Consider the following 22617-nt stretch of genomic DNA (forward strand, 5'->3'; position numbering starts at 1 on the left):
TTTCGCCGATAGTAATCGGTGGAGCGTTTTACGCTCCCGTGAGGCGCAAGTTCATTCACTCCAGGGGTTTATCAGTGAGACACCGCTTGATTGAAAATCGCTGACGTTGCGAGTAACCACGGTAAGCCCGTGAACCAGAGCGGTCGCGGCGATCAGTGCGTCACTTTCGTTCGCCTGGTCCGGCACATGCAAATGGGCACAACGCAGCGCAACGGCGGCATCAACCGGCAATATCCTGGCATCGAACGCTGGCATTACGTGACGTTTGAGCCACGTACGGAGCACTTTCCCCTGAGCCGGGTCTCGGCGTTCCATACGCAGTACGCCGGTTTCCAATTCCTTCAGCGTAATGGCTGAGATAAACATGCGTGGGGCGATAACGCTTTTTGCCCAGGCCACCACGCGGGCGTCGGCCTGAGGTTTACGAAGTTCAGAGATTACGTTGGTATCGAGCAGGTACATTCAAGAGAGGTCCACGGGGCGGTGAGTGATCACGGCACGTTCGGTTTCAAAGTCGATTTCGGCCGCTTCCGGCATCACCAACAGGTCGACGATGTCGACATTCAGACCTGTCAGTTTCTGGTAGTCCTCAATGCTTAGCAGTACATGGGCGGGCTTGCCGCGATCAGTGATAAAAACCGGCCCCTGACGGGCAGCTTTTTTGGCACCGCTTGTGTCTTGATTGAATTCACGGCTGGAAATGGTGGTGATGGTCATGGGGCATCCCCCTTCGGCAGACTTGATGTAGTTACGTTACTACTTTGCCGCCGCGGTCGACAAGTTTGATGTTACGAGCGGTTGAGGGGCCAGTCGTTGAAATGGGAGGAGCCAGAAACGACAAAGCCCCGTAATTCGGGGCTTTGTCATGCCTGAGGCTTACTGCTCCTCAGCCGGTTTATCCCCATGGGACAAGCTGTACACATAGGCTGCCAGCAAGTGCACTTTGTCGTTGCCTTGCAGCAACTCCTGCGCCGGCATCTGGCCCTGACGGCCATAACGAATGGTTTGCTGCAGTTGCGCGAAGCTCGACCCGTAGATGAATGCACCCGGATGTGTCAGGTCGGGCGCGCCCATTGCTGGGGTGCCTTTACCGGCCGGGCCGTGGCAGGCCACGCAGTTGGCGGCGAAGAGTTTTGCGCCATTGGCCACGTCGGCCTTGGCGCCTTCGGGCAGTTTGCGGCCGTCGAGGTTGGTCACCACGAAACCCGCGACGTCGGCCACACCTTGTTCGCCGATCACTTCAGCCCAGGCCGGCATCACCGCGTGGCGGCCTTTCATGATGGTTTCCTTGATGGTTGCCGGCTCGCCGCCCCAGCGCCAGTCGGCGTCGGTCAGGTTGGGGAAACCGTAGGCGCCCTTGGCATCGGAGCCGTGGCACACCGAGCAGTTGGACGCGAACAAACGGCCGCCCATCTTCAAGGCTTGCGGGTCCTTGGCGACTTCTTCAATCGGCATGGCGGCGAATTTGGCGAAGATCGGCCCGAACTTGGCCTCCGACTTGGCCATTTCCTTTTCCCATTCGTGCACGCCGGTCCAGCCGGTCTGGCCGTTGGCGAAGGGGGTTTGCTTGTCGTTGTCGAGGTAGTTGTAGCCCGGCAACAGGCCTTTCCAGTTGCCCAGGCCAGGGTACAGCGCCAGGTAACCGAGGGCGAAAATGATGGTGCCGACAAACAGCATGAACCACCACTTCGGCAGCGGGTTGTCGTATTCCTCGATGCCATCGAACGAGTGGCCGACGGTCTCGTCCGTCTGTTCGGTGCGCTGGCCCTTGCGGGTCGACAGCAGCAGCCAGGTCAGGGCGAAGATGGTACCCAGACTGAGGACTGTAACGTACAGACTCCAGAACGTAGTCATTCTTTGTTACTCCTAGACGCTTGCTCGACGTGCTTGATGGCTTCGGGGTCATCCGCGAAGGGCAACATGGTTGCGTCGTCAAACTCCGACTTGCGTTTGGGGCTGAACACCCACAGTGCCAGGCCGATAAAGGCCACCATCACCACAACGGTGCCCAGGCCACGAATCATCCCGATATCCATGCAGGTCACCGTTTGCTTTTGATGAGGGTGCCAAGGCCCTGCAGGTAGGCCACCAATGCGTCCATTTCGGTCTTGCCCTTAACGGCGGCGGCGGCACCGGCGATGTCTTCATCGGTGTAGGGCACGCCCAGGGTGCGCAAGACTTCCATCTTCTTCGCGGTGTCCTTGCCGTCGAGCTTGTTTTCCACGAGGAACGGGTACGCCGGCATTTTCGACTCAGGCACTACGTTGCGCGGGTTGTACAAGTGCGCGCGGTGCCAGTCGTCGGAGTAACGTGCGCCGACGCGGGCCAGGTCCGGGCCGGTACGCTTGGAACCCCACAGGAACGGGTGGTCCCACACGCTTTCGCCGGCCACCGAGTAGTGGCCGTAGCGTTCGGTTTCGGCGCGGAACGGGCGGATCATCTGCGAGTGGCAGCCCACGCAACCGTTGGCGATGTAGACGTCGCGGCCTTCCAGCTCAAGCGCGGTGCGCGGCTTCATGCCTTCCACCGGTTTGTTGGTCACGTCCTGGAAAAACAGCGGAACGATTTGGGTCAGGCCGCCGATACTCACGGCGATGACCATGAAGAAGGCCAGCAGGCCGATATTCTTCTCGACTACTTCATGCTTCATCAGTGAGCTCCCACAACGGCGATCTTGGCGGCGGCTTCGGCTTCTACCGGGTCGGAGGCACTCACGGTGCGCCAGACGTTGTAGGCCATCAACAGCATGCCGCTGGCAAAGAACGCACCGCCCAGGGCGCGGACGATGTAGCCCGGATGGCTGGCTTGCAGCGCTTCGACGAAGGAGTAGGTGAGGGTGCCGTCATCGTTGATCGCACGCCACATCAGGCCTTGGGTGATGCCGTTGACCCACATCGAGGCGATGTAGAGCACGGTGCCGATGGTGGCCAGCCAGAAGTGCGCATTGATCAGCCCGACGCTGTGCATCTGCGCACGGCCGAACAGTTTGGGGATCATGTGGTACAGCGCGCCGATGGAGATCATCGCCACCCAACCCAGCGCCCCGGCGTGCACGTGGCCGATGGTCCAGTCGGTGTAGTGGGACAGCGAGTTGACCGTCTTGATGGCCATCATCGGCCCTTCGAAGGTCGACATGCCGTAGAACGCCAGCGATACCACGAGGAAGCGCAGGATCGGGTCGGTGCGCAATTTATGCCAAGCGCCCGACAAAGTCATCATGCCGTTGATCATGCCGCCCCAGCTTGGCGCCAGCAGGATGATCGACATCGCCATGCCCAAAGACTGCGCCCAATCGGGCAGTGCGGTGTAGTGCAAGTGGTGTGGGCCGGCCCAGATGTACAGGGTGATCAGCGCCCAGAAGTGCACGATGGACAGGCGATAGGAGTAGATGGGACGTTCGGCCTGTTTGGGCACGAAGTAATACATCATCCCCAGGAAGCCCGTGGTGAGGAAGAAGCCCACGGCGTTGTGGCCGTACCACCATTGGATCATCGCGTCCGTTGCCCCGGCGTAGGCCGAGTAGGACTTGAACCAGCTCACCGGCAGGGACGCGTGGTTGACGATGTGCAGCATCGCCGTCACCAGGATGAAGGCACCGTAGAACCAGTTGCCCACATAGATGTGCTTGGTCTTGCGCTTGACGATAGTGCCGAAAAACACCACGGCGTAGGTCACCCAGACGATGGCCAGCAAAATGGCGATCGGCCATTCCAGCTCGGCGTATTCCTTGGTGGTGGTGTAGCCCAGCGGCAGGGTGATGATGGCGCCGAGGATCACGGCTTGCCAGCCCCAGAAGGTGAACGCGGCGAGGCCGTCGGAGATCAGTCGCGTCTGGCAGGTTCGCTGCACGACATAGTAGGAGGTGGCAAACAATGCACAGCCACCGAAGGCGAAAATCACCAGGTTGGTGTGCAGCGGACGCAGGCGGCCAAAGGTCGTCCATGGCAAACCGAAATTCAATTCCGGCCAAACCAATTGCGAGGCGATGAACACCCCGAGCCCCATGCCAAGGATCCCCCAGACCACCGTCATGATGGCGAACTGGCGGACTACCTTATAGTTATAAGCAGTCGGACTGATTGCTGTGCTCATTCTAAGGTTCCACGGTTTAGGTTTTTTTATAGGTAAAATCGGCCGCAAGTATGTAGAAACCGAGGGGCCATTGCAACGCAATGACTGACCTGTATCAATGCGTTCCACGCCAGATTCTGCGCCCTTTCCATGTTTGGTGTAAGGACAAAATCAAAAATAGAAAGCTGATCAAGTGGACAAGAATTTTTTAGGGGGCAACAGCTGTTGCTGCGTACGCCGGAATCGGTCCACTGTGCAAGCAAGCGTAGACCCGATTAGCAGGAGGGGAAAGTTGGTCTCGGGAAGGGTGCGACACTTGGTCGCGCAACTTCAAGAATGAATGCAGAACCTGTGGCGAGGGAGCTTGCTGTGGAGAGGGAGTAAGCTCCCTCGCCACAGGTCAGCAGTTACTCCGTTTGGCTTTCTGGCGTTGCGCCGTCAGCGTTGTGGGACAGGCTGTAAACATAGGCGGCGAGCAGGTGCACCTTGTCATTGCCTTGCAGCACTTCCTGCGCCGGCATCTGGCCTTGGCGGCCGTGGCGGATGGTCTGCTGCAACTGCGCCAGGCTGGTGCCGTAAATGAACCCGGCAGGCTCGGTCAGGTTCGGCGCGCCCATGGCTTCCACGCCGTGGCCTTGTGGGCCGTGGCAGGCCACGCAGGTAGTGCTGAACGCGGCTTGCCCGGCGGCAAGGTCGGCGGTGCTGTTGGCGGGTAACGGCAGCTTGGCCAGGTCGTGACGCACATAGGCGGCGACGTTTTTTACACCGTCCTCGCCCAGCACTTCACCCCAGGCCGGCATTGCTGCGTGGCGCCCGTTAAGGATGGTGGCCTTGATCGCTTCAGCCGAACCGCCCCAGCGCCACAGGTTGTCCGCCAGGTTCGGGAAGCCGTAGGCGCCCTTGGCATCCGAGCCGTGGCACACCGCGCAGTTGGAGGCGAACAGGCGACCGCCCATCTTCAGCGCTTGCGGGTCCCTGGCGACTTCTTCTACCGGCATGGCTGCGAATTTGGCGAAGATCGGCCCGAACTTGGCGTCGGCCTTGGCCATTTCCTTGTCCCATTCCTTGGTCTGGGTCCAGCCGTCTTCATAGCCCGGCAACACGCCTTTCCAGTTGCCCAGGCCCGGGTAGAGAATCAGGTAGCCGACGGCAAACACCAAGGTGCCGGCGAACAGCATGAACCACCACTGGGGCAGCGGGTTGTCGTATTCCTCGATACCGTCGAAGGCGTGGCCCATGGTCTGGTCGACGCTGCCCTTGGTCTCGCCCTTGCGGGTGCCGACCAACAGCCAGGTCAGGCCGATCAGGCTGCCGAGGGTCAATACGCAGATCCATGTACTCCAGAACGTCGTCATGGGCGTGTGCTCCTTGTTGCAGGCTCTTCTTGAGCGTCGGATGGAAGAGGTTCATCGGCGAAAGGCAGCAGGCGGGCCTGCTCGAATTCCGCATTGCGCCGGTTGTTGAACACCCACAGCGACAGGCCGATAAACGCAATGGCGACCACCAGCGTGCCAAGGCCGCGGATGGTGCCCGCATCGAATTCAAATCCCATGGCTCACCTCTTGCTCTTGATGGCAGTGCCGAGCACTTGCAGGTACGAAACCAGCGCGTCCATCTCGGTTTTGCCCTTGAGGCTGGCGACCGCGCCACTGATGTCGTCGTCGGTGTACGGCACGCCGAGGGTGCGCATCACTTTCAACTTGGTCTCGGTGTGGCTGCTGTCGACCGGCGCCGTGACCAGCCACGGGTAGGCCGGCATTTTCGACTCCGGCACCACGTTGCGTGGGTTGTACAAGTGCGCGCGGTGCCAGTCGTCCGAGTAGCGCGCGCCGACGCGGGCGAGGTCCGGGCCGGTGCGTTTGGAGCCCCACAGGAACGGGTGGTCCCACACGCTTTCGCCCGCCACCGAGTAGTGGCCGTAGCGTTCGGTCTCGGCGCGGAACGGGCGGATCATCTGCGAGTGGCACTGCACACAGCCTTCGCGGATGTAAATGTCGCGGCCTTCCAGTTGCAGCGCGGTGTAGGGCTTCATGCCTTCGACCGGCTTGTTGGTCACGTCCTGGAAGAACAGCGGGACGATCTGGGTCAGGCCGCCGATGCTCACGGCGAGCACCATCAGCAGCATCAGCAGGCCGACGTTCTTTTCAATCGTTTCGTGTTTCATCACAGACTCCTCAGGCCATCTGCGCGGCGGTGGCGGGTTCGGCGGCTTGCAGCGATGGCGCCGAGCGCACGGTGCGCCAGGTGTTGTAAGCCATCAGGAACATCCCGCTGAGGAACACCGCACCGCCCACCAGCCGCACAATGAAGCCAGGGTGGCTGGCCACCAGGGTTTCGACGAAGGAGTAGGTCAAGGTGCCGTCTTCGTTGACCGCACGCCACATCAGGCCCTGGGCGATGCCGTTGACCCACATCGAGGCGATGTAGAGCACGGTGCCGATGGTGGCCAGCCAGAAGTGCGCGTTGATCAGGCCAAGGCTGTACATCTGCTCGCGGCCGAAGATTTTCGGGATCATGTGGTACAGCGCGCCGATGGAGATCATCGCCACCCAACCGAGGGCGCCGGCGTGTACGTGGCCGATGGTCCAGTCGGTGTAGTGGGAGAGGGCGTTGACGGTCTTGATCGCCATCATCGGGCCTTCGAAGGTCGACATGCCGTAGAACGCCAGCGACACCACCAGGAAGCGCAGGATCGGGTCACTGCGCAACTTATGCCAGGCGCCCGACAGCGTCATCATGCCGTTGATCATGCCGCCCCAGCTGGGGGCCAGCAGCACCAATGACATCACCATGCCCAGCGACTGCGCCCAGTCCGGCAACGCGGTGTAGTGCAAGTGATGCGGGCCGGCCCAGATGTACAGGGTGATCAGTGCCCAGAAGTGCACGATAGACAGGCGATAGGAATACACCGGGCGTTCGGCCTGTTTCGGCACGAAGTAGTACATCATCCCGAGGAAGCCGGCGGTGAGGAAAAAGCCTACCGCGTTATGCCCATACCACCACTGCACCATGGCATCTGTCGCACCGCCGTAGAGGGAGTAGGACTTGGTCAGGCTGACCGGGATTTCCAGGTTGTTGACGATATGCAGGATGGCCACGGTGATGATGAACGCACCGAAGAACCAGTTGCCGACGTAGATGTGCTTGGTGTTGCGCTTCATCACCGTGCCGAAGAACACGATGGCGTAGGCCACCCAGACGATGGTGATGAGGATGTCGATCGGCCATTCCAGCTCGGCGTATTCCTTGGAACTGGTGTAGCCCAGCGGCAGGCTGATCGCCGCCAGCAGAATGACCAACTGCCAGCCCCAGAAGCAGAACGCGGCGATTTTCGGCGCGAACAGCTGCGTCTGGCAGGTGCGCTGCACCGAGTAGAAGGAGCTGGCGAACAGCGCGCAGCCCCCGAAAGCAAAAATCACCGCGTTGGTGTGCAGTGGGCGCAAGCGGCCAAAGCTGGTCCACGGCAAATCGAAGTTAAGTGCAGGCCAAACCAATTGGGCGGCGAGAAAAACCCCGAGCCCCATGCCGACGATGCCCCACACCACCGTCATAATGGCGAATTGGCGGACCACCTTGTAGTTATAGGCGGTACTTAAAGTAGTGTTCATGGTTCCCCATCCACGGTTCAACCCAAGCGAATGCGGCACTTGGGCTGGAGTTATAGGCAGACTAAAAAGCGAGGCAAGCATGGGCAAAGAGCACAAGGCCAGTATTGACGGGGATCAATGGGCGCAGTGTGTGCGTGAGCGCGGCTGGTTGTGGGATGCGGCGCAAGGGTCTATCGCGCGTGCGCCGGTGACGTTGATCCTGGCTCACGGCGCCGGCGCGCCAATGGACTCGGGGTTTATGAACGACATGGCTGCACGCCTTGCCGGGCATGGCGTCAACGTGTTGCGCTTCGAGTTTCCCTACATGGCCCAGCGCCGTGTGGATGGCGGTAAACGCCCGCCGAACCCGGCGCCCAAACTGCTGGAAACCTGGCGTGAGGTGTACGCCGAGGTGCGACGTCATGTCGCTGGGAAACTGGCCGTTGGCGGCAAGTCCATGGGCGGGCGCATGGCAAGTATTCTGGCGGATGAATTGGGTGCTGATGGGCTGGTGTGCCTGGGCTATCCGTTTTATGCGGTGGGCAAGCCGGAAAAACCTCGCACCGAACATTTGGCCGGGCTGAAGACACCGACGTTGATTGTGCAGGGCGAGCGTGATGCGTTGGGCAATCGGGCGGCGGTGGAAGGGTATGAGTTGTCGCCGAGCATCGAGGTGATGTGGCTGGTGGCGGGGGATCATGATTTGAAGCCGTTGAAGGCTTCGGGGTTTAGTCATGAGCAGCATTTGGAGGCTGCGGCGGTGAAGGTGGCTGGGTTTCTCCACTGATCATTCCCACGCTCCGCGTGGGAATGCAGCCCTGGACGCTCTTGAAGCAGTGACGCAGAGCGTCACAGGAGGCGTTCCCACGCAGAGCGTGGGAACGATCTGTATCAGCGGTTGAAGCGCTCCACCAGCGAGTACTGGGTATTCGCGGTATGGGTAAGCTCTTCACTCAACTGCGCCGAGTTCATCGCCTGTTCCGACGTCTGATCCGCCAACAGCGCAATCGTGCTGATGTTGCGGCTGATCTCTTCGGCCACCGCGCTTTGCTCTTCGGTGGCGGCGGCGATCTGCGTGGTCATGTCGGTGATATTGGCCACCGCTTCACTGATGCCCACCAATGCCTGGTCCGCCTCCATCACCCGCGCCACGCCTTCTTCGGCCTGGCGATGCCCGGCGTCCATGGTTTGCACGGCGGCGGCAGCGGTGTGCTGCAGCTTGGCGATCAGGGCATGGATCTGCCCGGTGGACTCGGCGGTGCGCTGCGCCAGTTGACGGACCTCGTCGGCGACCACCGCAAAACCACGGCCCATCTCACCGGCGCGGGCCGCTTCGATGGCGGCGTTCAAGGCCAGCAGGTTGGTCTGGTCGGCGATGCCCTTGATCACGTCAACCACGCCGCCGATTTCATCGCTGTCCTTGGCCAATTGAGTGACGGTCACACCGGTTTCACCCACGGCGACCGACAGGCGCTGGATCGCCTCGCGAGTTTCCCCGGCGATATCGCGACCGCGACCGGTCAGGCGATTGGCTTCCTGGGTGGCGTCAGCCGTGCGCTGCACGTGGCTGGCGACTTCCTGGGTGGTCGCTGCCATTTGGTTGACCGCGGTGGCCACCTGCTCGGTTTCCACGCGCTGGCGTTCCAGGCCGCTGGAGCTGTTGTGCGCCAGGGTGTTGGACTGTGCGGCCTGGTCGTTGAGGTGCTCGGCCGTATCCTGCAAGCGCGTAAGGCAGGTCTTCAGACGCGCTTCCTGGCTGAGAATCGACATCTCCAGCCGCGCCTGTGCGCCACGGCTGTCGGTGTACATCTGTGCGATCAACGGGTCGGACGTGGTCTGCTCAGCCAGGCGCAGCAGACGCTTGAGGCCACGCTGTTGCCAGCTCAGGCCCAACAGGCCCAGCGGCACCGACAACCCCGCCGCCAGGGCAAAGCCCCAGTGGGAGTTGAGCGACGCGCCGATCATGAAACTCAACTGGCTGACCAGGATAAACGGCAGCCAGTCCTGCAACACCGGCAGCCATTTGTCCCGCTGAGGAACGGCCGACTTGCCCTGGTTGATCCGTTGATAGAGCGCTTCGGCCCGGCGGATCTGCTCGGCGGTGGGCTTGATGCGCACCGATTCGTAGCCAATCACCTGGTTGCCATCGAAGACCGGTGTCACGTAGGCGTTAACCCAATAGTGATCGCCGGTCTTGCAGCGGTTCTTAACGATGCCCATCCATGGCAAGCCTTGTTTGAGCGTGGACCACATGTGCGCGAACACGGCCGACGGCACATCCGGGTGACGCACCAGGTTGTGCGGAGCGCGGATAAGTTCGTCACGGGTGAACCCACTGATCTCGACGAAGGCGTCGTTGCAGTAGGTGATCACGCCTTTGGCGTCTGTGGTGGAGATCAACCGTTGCTGAGCGGGGAAGGTACGTTCGCGCTGGGTAACGGGTTGGTTATTACGCATGGTTGTTCAATCCGCAAGGCTTTCAGGGGGTATCGGCAGGTGGGGGCGATTGTTGAGGAAATTTCTGAAGGTTATTTGCTTGGGCGATCTATCCCGCTGTGTCGGTAAGCATTCTTGGACAGCTTAGAGCATGAAGTCGGTGTGTGTAGGAATTATCTGAAGGGTGTGAGCTTAGTTGAAGTAAGAAGTGGATGTATTTCGTATGTCATGTTGTTTTTTTGAAGATGAAGAATACCTTTGAGTTGTAGGTGTGCGGCCTTTTTAAGATTGGGTGCACTTAACTAACAGTCAATAAGCGCACTTGATTAATATTCAAAAGGCGCGTCAGAGACTTCATCTTAATGAAAGACACTACGCTTGTTTGTCGTTGCCACACCTGTGCGCGTAATAACATTGTGCTTGGCGCGGAGGGGCGCGGATGATTCCGGTCTATCAGCCCTTTCTGGGTGGGCGCGAAAAGGAATACGTCAACCAGTGCCTCGACTCGACATGGATATCTTCTCGAGGAGAATTCATTCCCCGCTTTGAAAACGAGTTCGCCCGCTATATTGGCGCTGCACACGCCACCACCGTGAGTAACGGCACGGTTGCCTTGCACCTGGCAATGGCTGCCCTGGGGCTTGGGCCTGGCGATGAAGTCATTGTTCCTACACTGACGTACGTGGCATCGGTCAACACGATCATGCAGACCGGGGCCAAGGTGGTCTACGCCGAGTCCCACGCCGACACCTGGAATATCAGTGTCGAGGACGTTCGCCGTCGAATTACGCCGCACACCAAAGCCATCATGATTGTGCATTTGTATGGCCTGGCCTGTGACATGGATGGGCTGGTTGCGCTCTGTCGAGCGCATAACGTGCTGCTGATCGAAGACTGCGCCGAAGCCTTCGGCTCCTTGTATAAAGGCCGGCATATCGGCACCTTCGGTGATGTCGCCACCTTCAGCTTTTTTGGCAACAAGACCATCACCACCGGCGAAGGCGGGATGGTGGTGTGCAAAAGCCGCTTTGTGCACGAAAGGGCCTGCCACCTTAAAAGCCAAGGCGTTTCCAAGACGCGTGAGTATTGGCACGATGAGTTGGCGTTCAACTACCGAATGACCAACATCTGTGCGGCCATTGGCCTTGCTCAGTTGGAACGTGCGGACGAGATTCTCGCGCTTAAGCGCCAAATTGCCGGTTGGTACCATCAAACGCTTGAAGGGCTGCCGTTGCGCATGCACGCGGAGCAGCCAGGCACCCGCCACTCCTATTGGATGTGCTCCGTGCTATTGGACGATCCGAGCCGGCGTCAGGCGTTACGTGATCAACTCAAAAGCCAAGGCATAGAGACGCGCCCGCTGTTTGCGCCTGCTCACACCATGCCGCATTGCAAAACCAATGAAGACTTCCCGATCGCACAAGACCTCAGTGCGCGTGGAATGAACCTTCCCAGTTATCCGACGCTGAGCCGTGAGCAAGTCGTGCACGTGGCTGATGCGATTCGCCGTTTCTTTGCCGACTGATACGCAGGGGCAGGTTGATAAGTTGACTTGGGCCACCTTCAAACTTCAAGCGGCCAATGGCCGATGAATGTTTGGACTCACTCTATTTGCTCAGGTGACGTGATGTTTTTGTACTTTTCCCGTGTGTGGGATGCCCGTTACTTTTGGGTTCACCTTTCGCTGGCTGATCTTCGATCCCGATGGCGGCGCTCTTTTTTTGGCATTGTATGGTCAGTTATCCAGCCGTTAGGCCTGACGCTGTTACTGACGTTAGTGTTCAGCAAGCTGTTTAATGCGGACATTGTCACGTACGCGCCTTATATTCTTTCCGGGATCATCGTGTGGGAGTGTATATCGGCGAACACCGTGGCGGCTTCATTGTCATTTGTTCAGGCAGACGCCTACATCAAGCAGTGCAATCATCCCCTGGCGATATATACCTTGCGCACGGTGTTGAGCAGTAACATCGTTTTACTGCTGGCCAGTATCTCGCTCTATGGCTGGGTGGTCGTGGTACTACCACAGAATATCGGCTGGAGCTGGTTGGCCTCATTGACGCTGTTTCCGGTGCTGGCGTTGATTGCGTGGCCTGTCTCCACCCTGTTGTCCTACGTGAGTACGCGTTTTAGAGATGTTCCCCACGCCCTTGGGCTGATCATGCAGTCGTTGTGGTTTATTTCACCGGTGTATTTCGAAGCCAAGATGTTCACGAACGGCGGGCTTCATGCGCTGGTCGATTACAACCCTATTTACCACCTGCTGCAATTGATACGTGCGCCTTTGCTTCAGGGCGAATGGCCGACGTGGCAAAACTATGCATTCAGCATCGGGCTTGCGGTTTTTTTTGGTGTGTTGGCAATTGTCGTTGGTAGCAGAGTTGAGCGCAAAGTGATCTTTTACCTATGAAAAATAATCGGATTCTGCTTCAGGGCGTTAATCTTCATTATGCCTCGGTGGCTTATAAAGAACGTTCGTTGAAATCCCTGATGGCCGGTGCGTTTGGTAATAATCACGCCCGCTCAAACGTGGCTGACATCCATGCGCTGAAAAATATCAGTGTCGAAATAAACAGCGGGGAACGTGTCGGTTTGCTTGGGCACAATGGGGCAGGCAAAAGTACCTTTTTGAAAACGGTCGCCGGGCTCTACCCCGTTTCAAGTGGCCTGCTGAAGGTTGAAGGGCAAGTTCGCTCCCTCTTTGATTTGAGCCTGGGTTTCGAGCCTGATGCGACCGGCCGCGAAAATGTTCTATACCGAGGACTGTTGCTGGGCCTGTCGCCTAAGTTCATGCGTGAGAAAGCCGACGAAATAGTCGAGTTTGCCGGGCTTGGAGAATTTATCGACTACCCGATAAAGACCTATTCGGCCGGCATGCAAGTCAGGCTGGCGTTTGCCATTTCCACCACAGTGGGCGGCGATATATTGCTGCTTGACGAGGTGATCGGGGCAGGCGATGCGAACTTCATGGCCAAGGCCAGGGAGCGGATTACCGGGCTTATCGAGCAAGCAGAAATTCTGGTCCTGGCCACCCATGATTTCAGTGCATTACGTTCGATATGCAATCGGGGCCTGGTGTTTCATCACGGTGAACTGGTGTTTGACGGTGGCTGTGACGAGGCGGTGGCCGAATATAAAGTTATCAATGGACTGGCCCAATCTTGAAAACACTCAGAGTCCTTTGGCTGCTCAATCACACGACATTGCGAACCTTCGAAGTTGAACAGCTGAGCGCCTTGGGCGTGAATGAAGTGTTTATGCCCAAACGCTTTCCCTATGATGAGGGGAATTTGTCCGCCGATGTCGATTTCAGCTTTGACGCGGCCTTAACAATCCCTCAGTCAGACGTGGATATTCTTAATTCGCAGGATTGGTATGCGAACCCCAGCGAAGAAGCCTGGCGAATTGCCAATGCTTACTTTGATATTGCCGTGGTCGGCTTCTTCGTGCCGCAGATCACAAGTGCTGTTCGCCATTTTCGCGGCGCGATCGTATTGCGGGTATTTGGGTTGTCCAAGGGCTTCAGCTATTCGCAATTATTGTATGAAGCAGCGGGTGAGGCGCTCGTGCGGGATATCAAAGCCATAGGCTCACGTTTCTGGTTGGGTACTGGCTATGAACATTTGAAGGAGGTGGAGCAGCATTTTTTGGCGAGCAGGGACTGTTTTTTACCCGTCGGTTTGAAAGGCGACGCCACGCCTGAACAATGGGAGGGGCATTTGAACAAGGTGATGTTCGTTTGCCCAAGGATTGGGTCATCTCCCTACTTTGAAAATATCTATAAAAACTTTATTCACGATTTTTCTGATATCGAATACACCATTGGCGGCGCGCAGCCTATCGCGGTCCAGGATAAACATGTCATAGGCTTTGTGTCCCGTGAACAGCATGAATACAACATGCGGCAGCACAAGGTGATGTTCTATCACTCCCGTGAGCCCAATCATATTCATTATCATCCCTTTGAAGCCATTCGTGCGGGCATGCCTTTATTATTCATGGCCGGTGGAATGCTCGATAAAATGGGCGGGGCTGCATTACCAGGGCGCTGCAAAACCGTGGCAGAGGCCAAGGCTAAAGCCAAACGACTGATGCGTGATGACCAAGGTTTTATTCAGCGCATCCGCGACACCCAAAGGGTGTTGCTTGAACCGATGAAAGCCAAGAACTGTGAGCAGGCTTGGCAGCGTGGATTCAGGCAAATAATCAACGGGCTTGAGTCCTCAAGAAAGGACAGCCTGGATCGTCCTGTTCGCCGCAAGCGAATTGCGGTAATCGTGCCGGTGGAGTACAGAGGTGGCAGCCTGCGGGGCGCCAAACTTGTCGCCAACGCCTTGTACCAGGGCAGCCGTCAAGCGGGCGAACCGGCCGATATCGTATTCCTGCATCTGGACAACTCGCAGAGCTATCCGCCTGACGCGTTCAGAGACCTTGAACAGGGCATTACCATTCGCGCCTATCAATGGGGCGTTCTAGACGCCATGCCGGCCCGTCGGGCGATGCGCTATGCCGGGCATGAGGGCTGGGAGCCGAATAGCCCGCGCTACCTGATTGTTGATGATGGGATAAACCATCTTCAGGAGTGTGATGCCTGGCTGGTCATATCCGATCGTTTGAGTGCACCGCTCTTACCCCTGCGGCCGTCGGTGCTGATGGTGTATGACTATCTTCAACGGTATACGCCGATACTTCCCTTTGGCGCTGATCAGCCATTTCTGGAAGCAGCAAGAGCCGCGTCACAAGTATGGGTGACCACTGAATTTACCCAACAGGATGCGTTGAACTACGCCGGTGTGCCCGCCAATAAAGTCTTCAAGCTGCCGATGCTCGCGCCCGATTTTTCCAGCACGCAGGCGTGTGCTATCGACCACTCGGACTATTTTGTGTGGACGACGAATTCGGCATTGCACAAGAACCATTTGAATGCAGTGGAAGCCTTAAAGATTTATTACGAAACACTGGGCGGAACACTCGAGTGCAGAATGACCGGCGTAGACACGAAGGGACTATTTAAAAGCACATTGCCCCATCTCAAGCAGGTAGCGAACAGGCTTGTTAAGCATTCACAGGTACGCGCGCGTATCAAAATTTTGGGTGAGTTGCCGGAGCGCGATTATCAGGCTGTGCTTTCCCGTGCTGCCTTTTTGTGGCACGCCGGTTCAATAGACAATGGAACGTTCAGTGTCATCGAGGCGGCCACTCTGGGTGTGCCGTCATTAAGCAGTGATTACCCGGCGATGAGGGAGATTGATCAACAGTTTTCCCTGACGTTGAGTTGGATGCGGTCGGACGACCCAGCGCACATGGCCAGCCAGCTTAAAGACATGGAACTTACCTATTTGGATCGTCGCAAGACCCTGCCGTCGTGTGCCGTATTGCGTGAGCAACGTGTAGAAAAGTCAGCAGGTGCCTATTGGCAGGTTGCCAGGGAGTGCTTATGAAACACTTCGGGATTTACTTGGCGTACGCGCCCGGTGTGGACCTGCGACATGAAGGGTTGGGCCGCTACCTTGCCGCGTTCCTTAAAGGGGCAGCCGGGCGTGATGATGTAAAGTTTACGTTGGTCTGCCCGAGCTGGACAAAAAAAGCACTGCATGACTTGTTTCAGAGCGAAGGTGTTCAGGACGGGGTGTTCGAGATTGTGTGTCCGCCGAATATTCCGTTGATCTTGCGCGTTTATGAACACTATATCGCTGGAAAGAAACGGCTTAAAAAACCGTCGCTGAAGCAACGTATCGTGAAAACGCTGGTTTCCTGGAAGGCGATGTTCCTGAGTCACGTTGAAGAACGCTTGATTGCGGTTGACTCTTATCGGGGTGTGGTCCGCCTGGGCCTCGAAGTGGCGCCCTTGTGTTTATTGCTCTTGTTGATAAGCCCCTTACTGATCCTTGTACCGCTGTATAGGCTTCAATTGAAGCTCAACGGTGTTGCGCAGAAGTGTTTTCGACCGGTGAAACGCTTGATCAACCCCTTGCTGGCTTCTGCAGAGGCTCCAAAGGAGGATACGTTTGTCCTGCGCCTGTACCGTCGATTGGAGCAGGTTGAGTCAGACCGTATGTTACAACTGATCAACACCCTGACAGAGGTGAAGGCGTGGTACGGCCCTACGGCTTTTTGGCCGGCGTTCAATAAGATTCAAGCGCCCCGTTTGATGTGTGTGCCGGATGTTGTGCTAGCGGATTTTCCGGTTGGATTCTCGCAGGTAGGCGGGGAACGATTTCTGCAGGTATACGAACGCGTAGAGGCTGCCATCCAGGGCGGACAACACTTTGTCACCTACAGTCAGCAGGTGAAATGGCAAACACTTGTTGAGCGATACGCGCTGAAATCGTCAGCTGTTTCTGTGGCTCATCATGCACCCAATGATCTCAGCGAGCATATCGCCGTTAAAGGTTGCGTAGACGCAGAGGCAGCGTCCAAAAACTATTGTGTGATGCTCTTTAAAAGGGCGCTGAGAAAAACCTCAAACCCGGCGTATTCCTCCACGTTTGCCAACGGCGAAGTAAAGTTCATTTTTTATGCGAGTCAGTTTCGACCGAACAAGAATTTAATTTCTCTGCTGAAGGCTTACAAACACCTCCTTCATAACCACTTTATTCGGCATAAGTTGATACTCACGGGGAACGCAGAAGGGTTTGCGCCGGTGAAGGCCTTTATCCGCGACCATCACCTGGAAAATGACGTGCTGTGTATGCATGGGTTGTCAGTGGGCGAATTGGCTGCGTGTTACTCGTTGGCAGATTTGGCGGTGAATCCGAGCCTGAGTGAAGGTGGGTGTCCGTTTACATTTACTGAAGCATTATCCGTTGCAACCCCCGTGGTCATGGCGCGTATACCGGTCACTGAAGAGATCCTGGTGGATGCCGAACTGCAAAGGGTGACGTTTTTTGATCCCTATGATTGGAGGGATATCGCCTACCGCATTGAGTGGGGCGTGCAGAACCGGGATGAGTTGCTGGGTATTCAATTGCGTGCCTACGCGGCGCTCGCCAGGCGCAGTTGGGCGGATGTTGTAAACGAGCACATCGATATATTGGAGGCTATCTCCAGAACCGACTCCGCCGCACAGGAGCCCGCCCTGTGCGCCCACTAGAGGGTTTGTTGATCCTTGGTTGTGGTGGTCATGCTCGCGCTGTGGCGGATGTCGCATTGGCGTTGGGCGTGAAACACCTGTGTTTCGTAGACCACCATGCGCGTCCTGATGAAACCTGTGGGGCGTTTCCGGTGCGTCGCAGTTGGGATGAGGATCTATCGCAGGGATGGTCTGTCATGCCTGCCTCGGGAGACGGCGCCCGCCGACAAGCGCAGTGCGATTGGGTGGATCAGCGTGGTTGGCCTTTAGCCACGCTCGTGTCCCCAACGGCCACAATCGGCTTCGGTTCGACATTAGGCGTGGGTACGTTTGTAGGGCATCACGCGCATGTCGGCCCTTTGGCCTCCGTGGGAATTGGGTGTGTGGTCAATACCGGAGCGATCGTTGAACATGAGTGCACGATCGGTGATTTTACGCATATTTCCATCAATGCAGCGGTCGCTGGAAGGTGCCATGTCGGACAGTTTTGTTTTATTGGCGCGGGGTCGACCGTTATTGACGGTGTGAAGATCGCAGATGGCGTGACGTTGGGCGCAGGTGCGTGCGCACACCGTGATTTAGCGGAGCCTGGCGTCTATGTGGGCGTACCGACGCGCAAGCTGATCAAGTGCACCTTGGCATGTTAATCGCGCACTTTGCGCCTCTTTCCAAGTGCGAATTGATCGTCGTTTACTGCACCGCTCGCCTGCATCCGGATGTAAGGCCAAGTTCAGCACAACACACCCACTTGCCCATGCCTTTCGTCACTGGCGCTTCACACTAAAAAGCGACAGCCCCCGGCAGGGCTCTAGACCGTGGCAGGCAGCGGTTTAGACGCCTGCTGAGCGGATGCTCAGACCTTTCCACTGAAAAGTGACATGTTTTATCCAGAGGCCAGTTTGCCAGAGATGAAAAACAGATTTGGCGATAGGAATATTCCGTATTTTCCTAGACATAAATAGTCATTTAAATAAGAATGTTGGCGCTAGTTTGTAAGAAAACTCACTATGTTTTTCCCCCTGGACGCTTCGGCGATTTGACTTTATTTAGCTGAAAGACTCTACGTCACTTTGTTTTCGGGTCTGCCGCATCGAGGGGGCGAACGCTGCAGCCGAAATCAAGTGGCAGTACGTAAAGGAGTTACATTGTGACACTTGTTCCAGTCATTATCTGCGGCGGTGCAGGCAGTCGTCTGTGGCCTGTCTCTCGTTCAGCACATCCCAAGCCGTTTATCGAACTGCCTGGTGGCGGTAATCTGATTCGCAAAACCTATGGTCGCGCATTGGCTCTGGATGCAGTCAGCGAAGTGTTGACAATCACTAATCGTGATCTCTATTTCAAAACCTTAGATGAATACAGCGCACAAGCGCCTCAGTTCACTAACCTGAGTTTCGTGCTTGAGCCCTTTGGGCGTAATACTGCAGCCGCTGTTGCGCTGGCGGCTCAAGAAGTTGCGCGCACTCATGGGCAAGATGCCATCATGCTGGTGCTCCCAGCTGATCACCTGATCGATAACCATGCGGCATTTGCCGACGCTGTTTCGGCAGCATCCGAGTTGGCCAAAGAGGGCTGGCTGGTAACTTTTGGCGTTAAGCCTGAGTATCCGGAAACCGGGTACGGCTATATCCAGAAAGACAATGAAACCCCACTCGGTAATGGCTTCAAGGTTAAGCGCTTTGTCGAGAAGCCCGACCTTGAAACCGCTCAAGGTTACTTGGCGTCAGGTGAATATTTCTGGAATTCCGGCATGTTCTGTTTCCGCGCCGGTACGTTAATTGAAGAAATGGCACTCTGCGCACCGGATGTTTCCAGTGCTGTGGACCAGTGCCTGGCAGGTTCCGGCACGATGACTGGCAATAGCCATCGCAGCCTGCATCTGGAGCCGGAAAGCTTTGCCAGGGTCCCTGATATTTCCATCGACTTCGCGCTGATGGAGCGCTCAAGCAAGGTGGCAACAGTGCCTTGTGATATCGGTTGGAGTGATATCGGCTCGTGGAATGCCATGAGCGAGCTGTCGCCTTCGGACGAGCAGGGCAACCGTGTCGAAGGGGAAGCCATTTTTCATGGTGCCAACAACAACTACGTGCGCAGCCCGCGACGCCTGACTGCTTTGGTCGGGGTCGAGGATCTCATCATCGTCGATACGCCGGACGCCCTGCTGGTTGCCCACAAAGACCATGCACAAGACATTAAGGCAATCACGGCGCAGTTGAAGAAGAGCGGTCACTGTTCGCACCTTGATCACACCACGGTTCGTCGTCCCTGGGGTGCCTACACCACCCTGGAAGAAGGCCAGCGTTTCAAGATCAAGCGCATCGTGGTCAAGCCGCAGGGTTCACTCTCACTGCAGATGCACCACCACCGAAGCGAACACTGGATTGTGGTGAGCGGCATGGCGCGCGTGTTTAACAATGATCGTGAATTCCTGCTCAACACCAACGAGTCGACGTTTATTCCCGCAGGCCACACTCATCGGCTGGAAAACCCAGGGGTTATCGATCTGGTGTTGATTGAAGTGCAGAGTGGCGATTACTTGGGCGAAGACGACATCGTTCGGTTTGAGGACATTTACGGTCGCGCCGAAAACGGCAAGTAAGGTATTAATGACCTGCCCGAATGAGTATTCGGGCAGATGTCATCCTTGCTTGTTCATCAGGTCCTGATAAACCTTTATATATCCCCGCAACATTTGATCACCGGTGAATAGCTCGGTGTATCGCGTCTCTGCCTTTTCGCCCATGATTGCGGCTTCTTGCGGGTTGTCCCACAGGTATCGCATGGCTTCACGGAATGCCGTTGGGTCCTCTGGCGGAACCGCCAAGCCTGTTTCATTGGCAATGTTGATGTAAGTGGTGCCTGTGCCGATTTCACATGAAATCATTGGCTTGCCATACATTGCCCCTTCCAGCAATGCCACCCCAAACGCTTCCGAGCGAAGATGCGAAGGGAACACGATTGCCGTTGAAAGTTGAATCAACGCTACCTTGTCTTCGTCGCTCACTTTTCCCAAAAAGTGCACATTCTGAAGCCCAAGTTGCTCTGCTTGCGCCATGAGTTCCTGTTTCTTTGGCCCATCGCCAACAATAACCAGCGGGTAACCTGTGCCCTGGACAGCCTCGAGCAGTGTGTGCAGGCCTTTGTAGTAACGCAGCACACCGACAAACAGGAAGAACCGCTCAGGCAGTTGCGTCGCCCAGCGAGCTTTCAGCGAGGGAGAAGGAACGGGGTAGCTTTCCTTGTTTAGACCAATCGGAATGATGCTGATCTTTTCACGAAACGCGGGCAGTACCTTGCTCGACTCCAAATAGTTGGGCGAGGCAATAACAATCCGATCGACGCTGCTCAAAAATTTGTTCTGAAGGGGGCGATAGAGCTTTAACAGGTTCTTTTGATCAACGATGTCTGAGTGGTAGGAGACAACGCTAGGCTTCTTGATGCGGCTGGCGAAATGGATGACATCCATGAACGGCCACGGGAAATGATAGTGGATAATGTCAGCCTGCTGCGCGAGCTCTTTGAACTTCGAGAACGCCTGGATCGAAAACCCGGTTGAAGCGATTTTAATATTTTCTTTAACTTGGTAAGTCTTGTAACCGTCCAACTCTATCACTGTTGGGCTCGGGTGAGGGGACAGTGCAAGCACTTCGCAGGTCGCACCAAAACGATGCGACTGTTGGCATATCTGATGTATGACTTGCTCTACACCACCCATGGTGTCCGGGAACGCGGTCTTATAGAAATGCAAAATACGCATGGCGAGTTCCGGTTAGGGGAAGATGGATTTTAGCCAGACGGCGTAGGGCTGAAAAAGCCACCATTTCAAGGGAACGCTACCGTGATGTCTGCGCACTACCGCTATAGCTTCCGAGTAATGGCGACGGCGTAGGGTTTTTGTTTTGGTCTCTTCATGTTCCCGATTAACGGCCACGAATGCATCAATGTAGGTGAGGGGACCTACTTCTTTAAAAAGTCGCCACCAAAGATCATAGTCCATCGCCATGTGTAACGTGGCGTCTACGCCCTTTACGGTTTCCCAGGCGGATCGACGAATCAAGGTAGCGGGTTGTGAAATGATGCAGCGCAGAGAGAGCCGGCGTTCGCTGAAGGGCTCAACCCAGACCGGCTTACGCGTGGAAGTGTTTTGAATAAAGTTCCAGCACTTACCATAGACCGCCGAGGCCTGCGGCGCGGCGTTAATCGCTTCGATCAAGCGTTTCAACCCGTCGGGTTCGAACCAGTCGTCGCTGTTAAGCCAGCACACAAATGGGGCTGTGCCTCGAAGGATGCCTTCATTGATAGCCGCTGCCTGACCCTCATCCCGGTGGCTGCGCCATCCGGCTAACTTGTGCTCCCATTTGCGGATAACGTCCACCGAGTTATCGGTGGAACCGCCGTCCAGGACGAATACCTCTACAGGAACGTCCTGTTCGAATATGGACCTCAAAGCATCGTCGAGATAACGGCCTTGGTTGAATGAAGGTACTGCGATCGTGACCAAGGGTTGAGACATTCAGAGGTGATCCGCGCGGCTGAGAAAATCTTTGTAGGTGAGAGCTATGCCTTCACGCAATTGCGTTTTGGCAGTCCATCCAAGGCCTTTCAAGCGATTGATGTCGAGCAGTTTGCGGGGGGTGCCATCGGGTTGGTTGCGGTCATAAACGATCTGACCGTTGTACCCGACAACTTCCATAACCAACTCGGCGAGTTCGCTGATGGGCAGGTCGCTGCCCATGCCTACGTTGAAAAGCCCGCTTTCAATGTCGGACTCCATCAGGTGCACGCAAGCATCGGCCATGTCTTCAACGAAAAGAAACTCGCGTCTTGGCTTGCCCGAACCCCAGACCACCAACTCTGAAGCGTCGCTCATTTTTGCCGCATGGGCTTTGCTGATCAGAGCAGGCAGCACGTGGCAGTTCTCAAGGTCATAGCTGTCATTAGGCCCATAGAGATTGGACGGCATGACGGCAATGAACTGGGCACCGTATTGACGATGGTAGTTTTCGCACAGTTTGACGCCAAGAATCTTGGCCACCGCATAAGGTTCGTTGGTTTGTTCCAGCGGCCCTGTCAGCAGGTAATCTTCGTGAATCGGCTGAGCGCAATCTCGCGGATAAATGCAACTTGAACCTAAAAACAGGAGGCGCTGGACCCCATGCTTCCAGGCGCTGTGGATCACATTCGCCTCGATCATCAGGTTTTGATATATAAACTCAGCTCTGAAATTATTGTTGGCTTTGATCCCGCCAACCCTGCCCGCAGCCAGGAAAACGATCTCAGGTTTTTCTGCGGCGAAAAAAGCATCCACCGCAGCCTGTTGGGTCAGATCGAGTTCAGCGTGCGAGCGAGTAACGAAATTGCTGAATCCAGCGGCGGATAGCCGCCGCTGGATCGCAGAACCCGCCATGCCGGCGTGCCCTGCGATATATATTTTGGCGCTTTTATCCACCTAGC

Annotated in this window: 22 protein-coding genes; 8 read left to right on the top strand and 14 right to left on the bottom strand. The window is 56.5% G+C overall.

Annotated features, from left to right (window positions below; all coding sequences use genetic code 11):
- Window positions 1–51: 51 nt before the first annotated feature.
- The 10 genes from HX783_RS25995 to ccoN (HX783_RS26040) form a co-directional block, all read right to left on the bottom strand.
- Window positions 52–462: a type II toxin-antitoxin system VapC family toxin gene (locus HX783_RS25995; RefSeq protein ID WP_177018763.1), complete on the bottom strand. Its 411-nt coding sequence runs from the start codon at window positions 460–462 to the stop codon at window positions 52–54.
- Window positions 463–717 (bottom strand): type II toxin-antitoxin system Phd/YefM family antitoxin, encoded by a 255-nt coding sequence (locus HX783_RS26000; RefSeq protein WP_101272438.1) that lies wholly within the window; start codon window positions 715–717, stop codon window positions 463–465.
- Between the two features lie 159 nt (window positions 718–876).
- Entirely contained in the window at window positions 877–1854 is a 978-nt protein-coding gene (gene ccoP / locus HX783_RS26005; protein WP_159958856.1) for a cytochrome-c oxidase, cbb3-type subunit III, read from the bottom strand.
- On the bottom strand, window positions 1851–2036 hold the full coding sequence (locus HX783_RS26010) for a CcoQ/FixQ family Cbb3-type cytochrome c oxidase assembly chaperone (protein ID WP_016775513.1): 186 nt from the start codon (window positions 2034–2036) through the stop codon (window positions 1851–1853). Before HX783_RS26010 ends, ccoP (HX783_RS26005) begins: the two co-directional genes overlap by 4 nt.
- Window positions 2037–2041: 5 nt before the next feature.
- A complete protein-coding gene (gene ccoO / locus HX783_RS26015) occupies window positions 2042–2650 on the bottom strand; it encodes a cytochrome-c oxidase, cbb3-type subunit II (protein ID WP_159958854.1) in 609 nt (202 codons plus the stop codon).
- Window positions 2650–4092, bottom strand: a complete 1443-nt coding sequence (ccoN, locus tag HX783_RS26020; RefSeq protein ID WP_177018764.1) for a cytochrome-c oxidase, cbb3-type subunit I — start codon at window positions 4090–4092, stop codon at window positions 2650–2652. The genes ccoO (HX783_RS26015) and ccoN (HX783_RS26020) overlap by 1 nt, the downstream gene beginning before the upstream one ends.
- A 386-nt stretch (window positions 4093–4478) precedes the next feature.
- Window positions 4479–5426, bottom strand: a complete 948-nt coding sequence (gene ccoP, locus HX783_RS26025) for a cytochrome-c oxidase, cbb3-type subunit III (RefSeq protein ID WP_177018765.1) — start codon at window positions 5424–5426, stop codon at window positions 4479–4481.
- Window positions 5423–5623 (bottom strand): cbb3-type cytochrome c oxidase subunit 3, encoded by a 201-nt coding sequence (locus HX783_RS26030; RefSeq protein ID WP_159958848.1) that lies wholly within the window; start codon window positions 5621–5623, stop codon window positions 5423–5425. The genes ccoP (HX783_RS26025) and HX783_RS26030 overlap by 4 nt, the downstream gene beginning before the upstream one ends.
- A 3-nt stretch (window positions 5624–5626) precedes the next feature.
- The gene (ccoO, locus tag HX783_RS26035) at window positions 5627–6235 is read right to left on the bottom strand and encodes a cytochrome-c oxidase, cbb3-type subunit II (protein ID WP_017134815.1); all 609 of its coding nucleotides are present in this window, start codon (window positions 6233–6235) and stop codon (window positions 5627–5629) included.
- A 10-nt stretch (window positions 6236–6245) separates the two neighbouring features.
- On the bottom strand, window positions 6246–7679 hold the full coding sequence (gene ccoN / locus HX783_RS26040) for a cytochrome-c oxidase, cbb3-type subunit I (protein ID WP_159958846.1): 1434 nt from the start codon (window positions 7677–7679) through the stop codon (window positions 6246–6248).
- Between the two features lie 79 nt (window positions 7680–7758).
- Here ccoN (HX783_RS26040) and HX783_RS26045 point away from each other — a divergent pair, with 79 nt between their 5' ends.
- Window positions 7759–8445, top strand: a complete 687-nt coding sequence (locus HX783_RS26045) for an alpha/beta family hydrolase (protein WP_177018766.1) — start codon at window positions 7759–7761, stop codon at window positions 8443–8445.
- A 104-nt stretch (window positions 8446–8549) separates the two neighbouring features.
- Here HX783_RS26045 and HX783_RS26050 read toward each other — a convergent pair whose 3' ends face one another.
- Window positions 8550–10115, bottom strand: a complete 1566-nt coding sequence (locus HX783_RS26050) for a PAS domain-containing methyl-accepting chemotaxis protein (protein WP_159958842.1) — start codon at window positions 10113–10115, stop codon at window positions 8550–8552.
- Window positions 10116–10533: 418 nt separating this feature from the next.
- Here HX783_RS26050 and HX783_RS26055 point away from each other — a divergent pair, with 418 nt between their 5' ends.
- The 7 genes from HX783_RS26055 (at window position 10534) to HX783_RS26085 (ending at window position 19762) form a co-directional block, all read left to right on the top strand.
- On the top strand, window positions 10534–11619 hold the full coding sequence (locus tag HX783_RS26055; RefSeq protein ID WP_177018767.1) for a DegT/DnrJ/EryC1/StrS aminotransferase family protein: 1086 nt from the start codon (window positions 10534–10536) through the stop codon (window positions 11617–11619).
- 102 nt (window positions 11620–11721) lie between these two features.
- Window positions 11722–12504 carry an ABC transporter permease gene (locus HX783_RS26060; RefSeq protein ID WP_177018768.1) on the top strand — a complete coding sequence of 261 codons (783 nt, stop codon included), beginning with the start codon at window positions 11722–11724 and terminating at the stop codon, window positions 12502–12504.
- Window positions 12501–13259 carry an ABC transporter ATP-binding protein gene (locus tag HX783_RS26065; RefSeq protein ID WP_159958836.1) on the top strand — a complete coding sequence of 253 codons (759 nt, stop codon included), beginning with the start codon at window positions 12501–12503 and terminating at the stop codon, window positions 13257–13259. Before HX783_RS26060 ends, HX783_RS26065 begins: the two co-directional genes overlap by 4 nt.
- Window positions 13256–15535, top strand: coding sequence for a glycosytransferase (locus tag HX783_RS26070; RefSeq protein WP_177018769.1), 2280 nt, complete (start codon window positions 13256–13258; stop codon window positions 15533–15535). Before HX783_RS26065 ends, HX783_RS26070 begins: the two co-directional genes overlap by 4 nt.
- Window positions 15532–17187 (top strand): glycosyltransferase, encoded by a 1656-nt coding sequence (locus tag HX783_RS26075; protein WP_256347308.1) that lies wholly within the window; start codon window positions 15532–15534, stop codon window positions 17185–17187. Before HX783_RS26070 ends, HX783_RS26075 begins: the two co-directional genes overlap by 4 nt.
- The gene (locus HX783_RS26080) at window positions 17175–17813 is read left to right on the top strand and encodes an acetyltransferase (RefSeq protein ID WP_177018770.1); all 639 of its coding nucleotides are present in this window, start codon (window positions 17175–17177) and stop codon (window positions 17811–17813) included. The genes HX783_RS26075 and HX783_RS26080 overlap by 13 nt, the downstream gene beginning before the upstream one ends.
- A gap of 500 nt (window positions 17814–18313) precedes the next feature.
- Window positions 18314–19762 (top strand): mannose-1-phosphate guanylyltransferase/mannose-6-phosphate isomerase, encoded by a 1449-nt coding sequence (locus tag HX783_RS26085; RefSeq protein ID WP_177018771.1) that lies wholly within the window; start codon window positions 18314–18316, stop codon window positions 19760–19762.
- Between the two features lie 39 nt (window positions 19763–19801).
- Here HX783_RS26085 and HX783_RS26090 read toward each other — a convergent pair whose 3' ends face one another.
- Genes HX783_RS26090 through HX783_RS26100 form a run of 3 tightly spaced genes read right to left on the bottom strand, consistent with a single transcriptional unit; the run spans window position 19802 to window position 22612 of the window.
- Window positions 19802–20920 (bottom strand): glycosyltransferase family 4 protein, encoded by a 1119-nt coding sequence (locus HX783_RS26090; RefSeq protein WP_159958828.1) that lies wholly within the window; start codon window positions 20918–20920, stop codon window positions 19802–19804.
- A 12-nt stretch (window positions 20921–20932) separates the two neighbouring features.
- Window positions 20933–21676, bottom strand: a complete 744-nt coding sequence (locus tag HX783_RS26095; protein ID WP_159958826.1) for a glycosyltransferase family 2 protein — start codon at window positions 21674–21676, stop codon at window positions 20933–20935.
- Entirely contained in the window at window positions 21677–22612 is a 936-nt protein-coding gene (locus HX783_RS26100; protein ID WP_177018772.1) for a GDP-L-fucose synthase, read from the bottom strand.
- Window positions 22613–22617: the final 5 nt, after the last annotated feature.

Source organism: Pseudomonas sp. D2002, assembly GCF_013385735.1.
Classification (GTDB): Bacteria; Pseudomonadota; Gammaproteobacteria; order Pseudomonadales; family Pseudomonadaceae; genus Aquipseudomonas.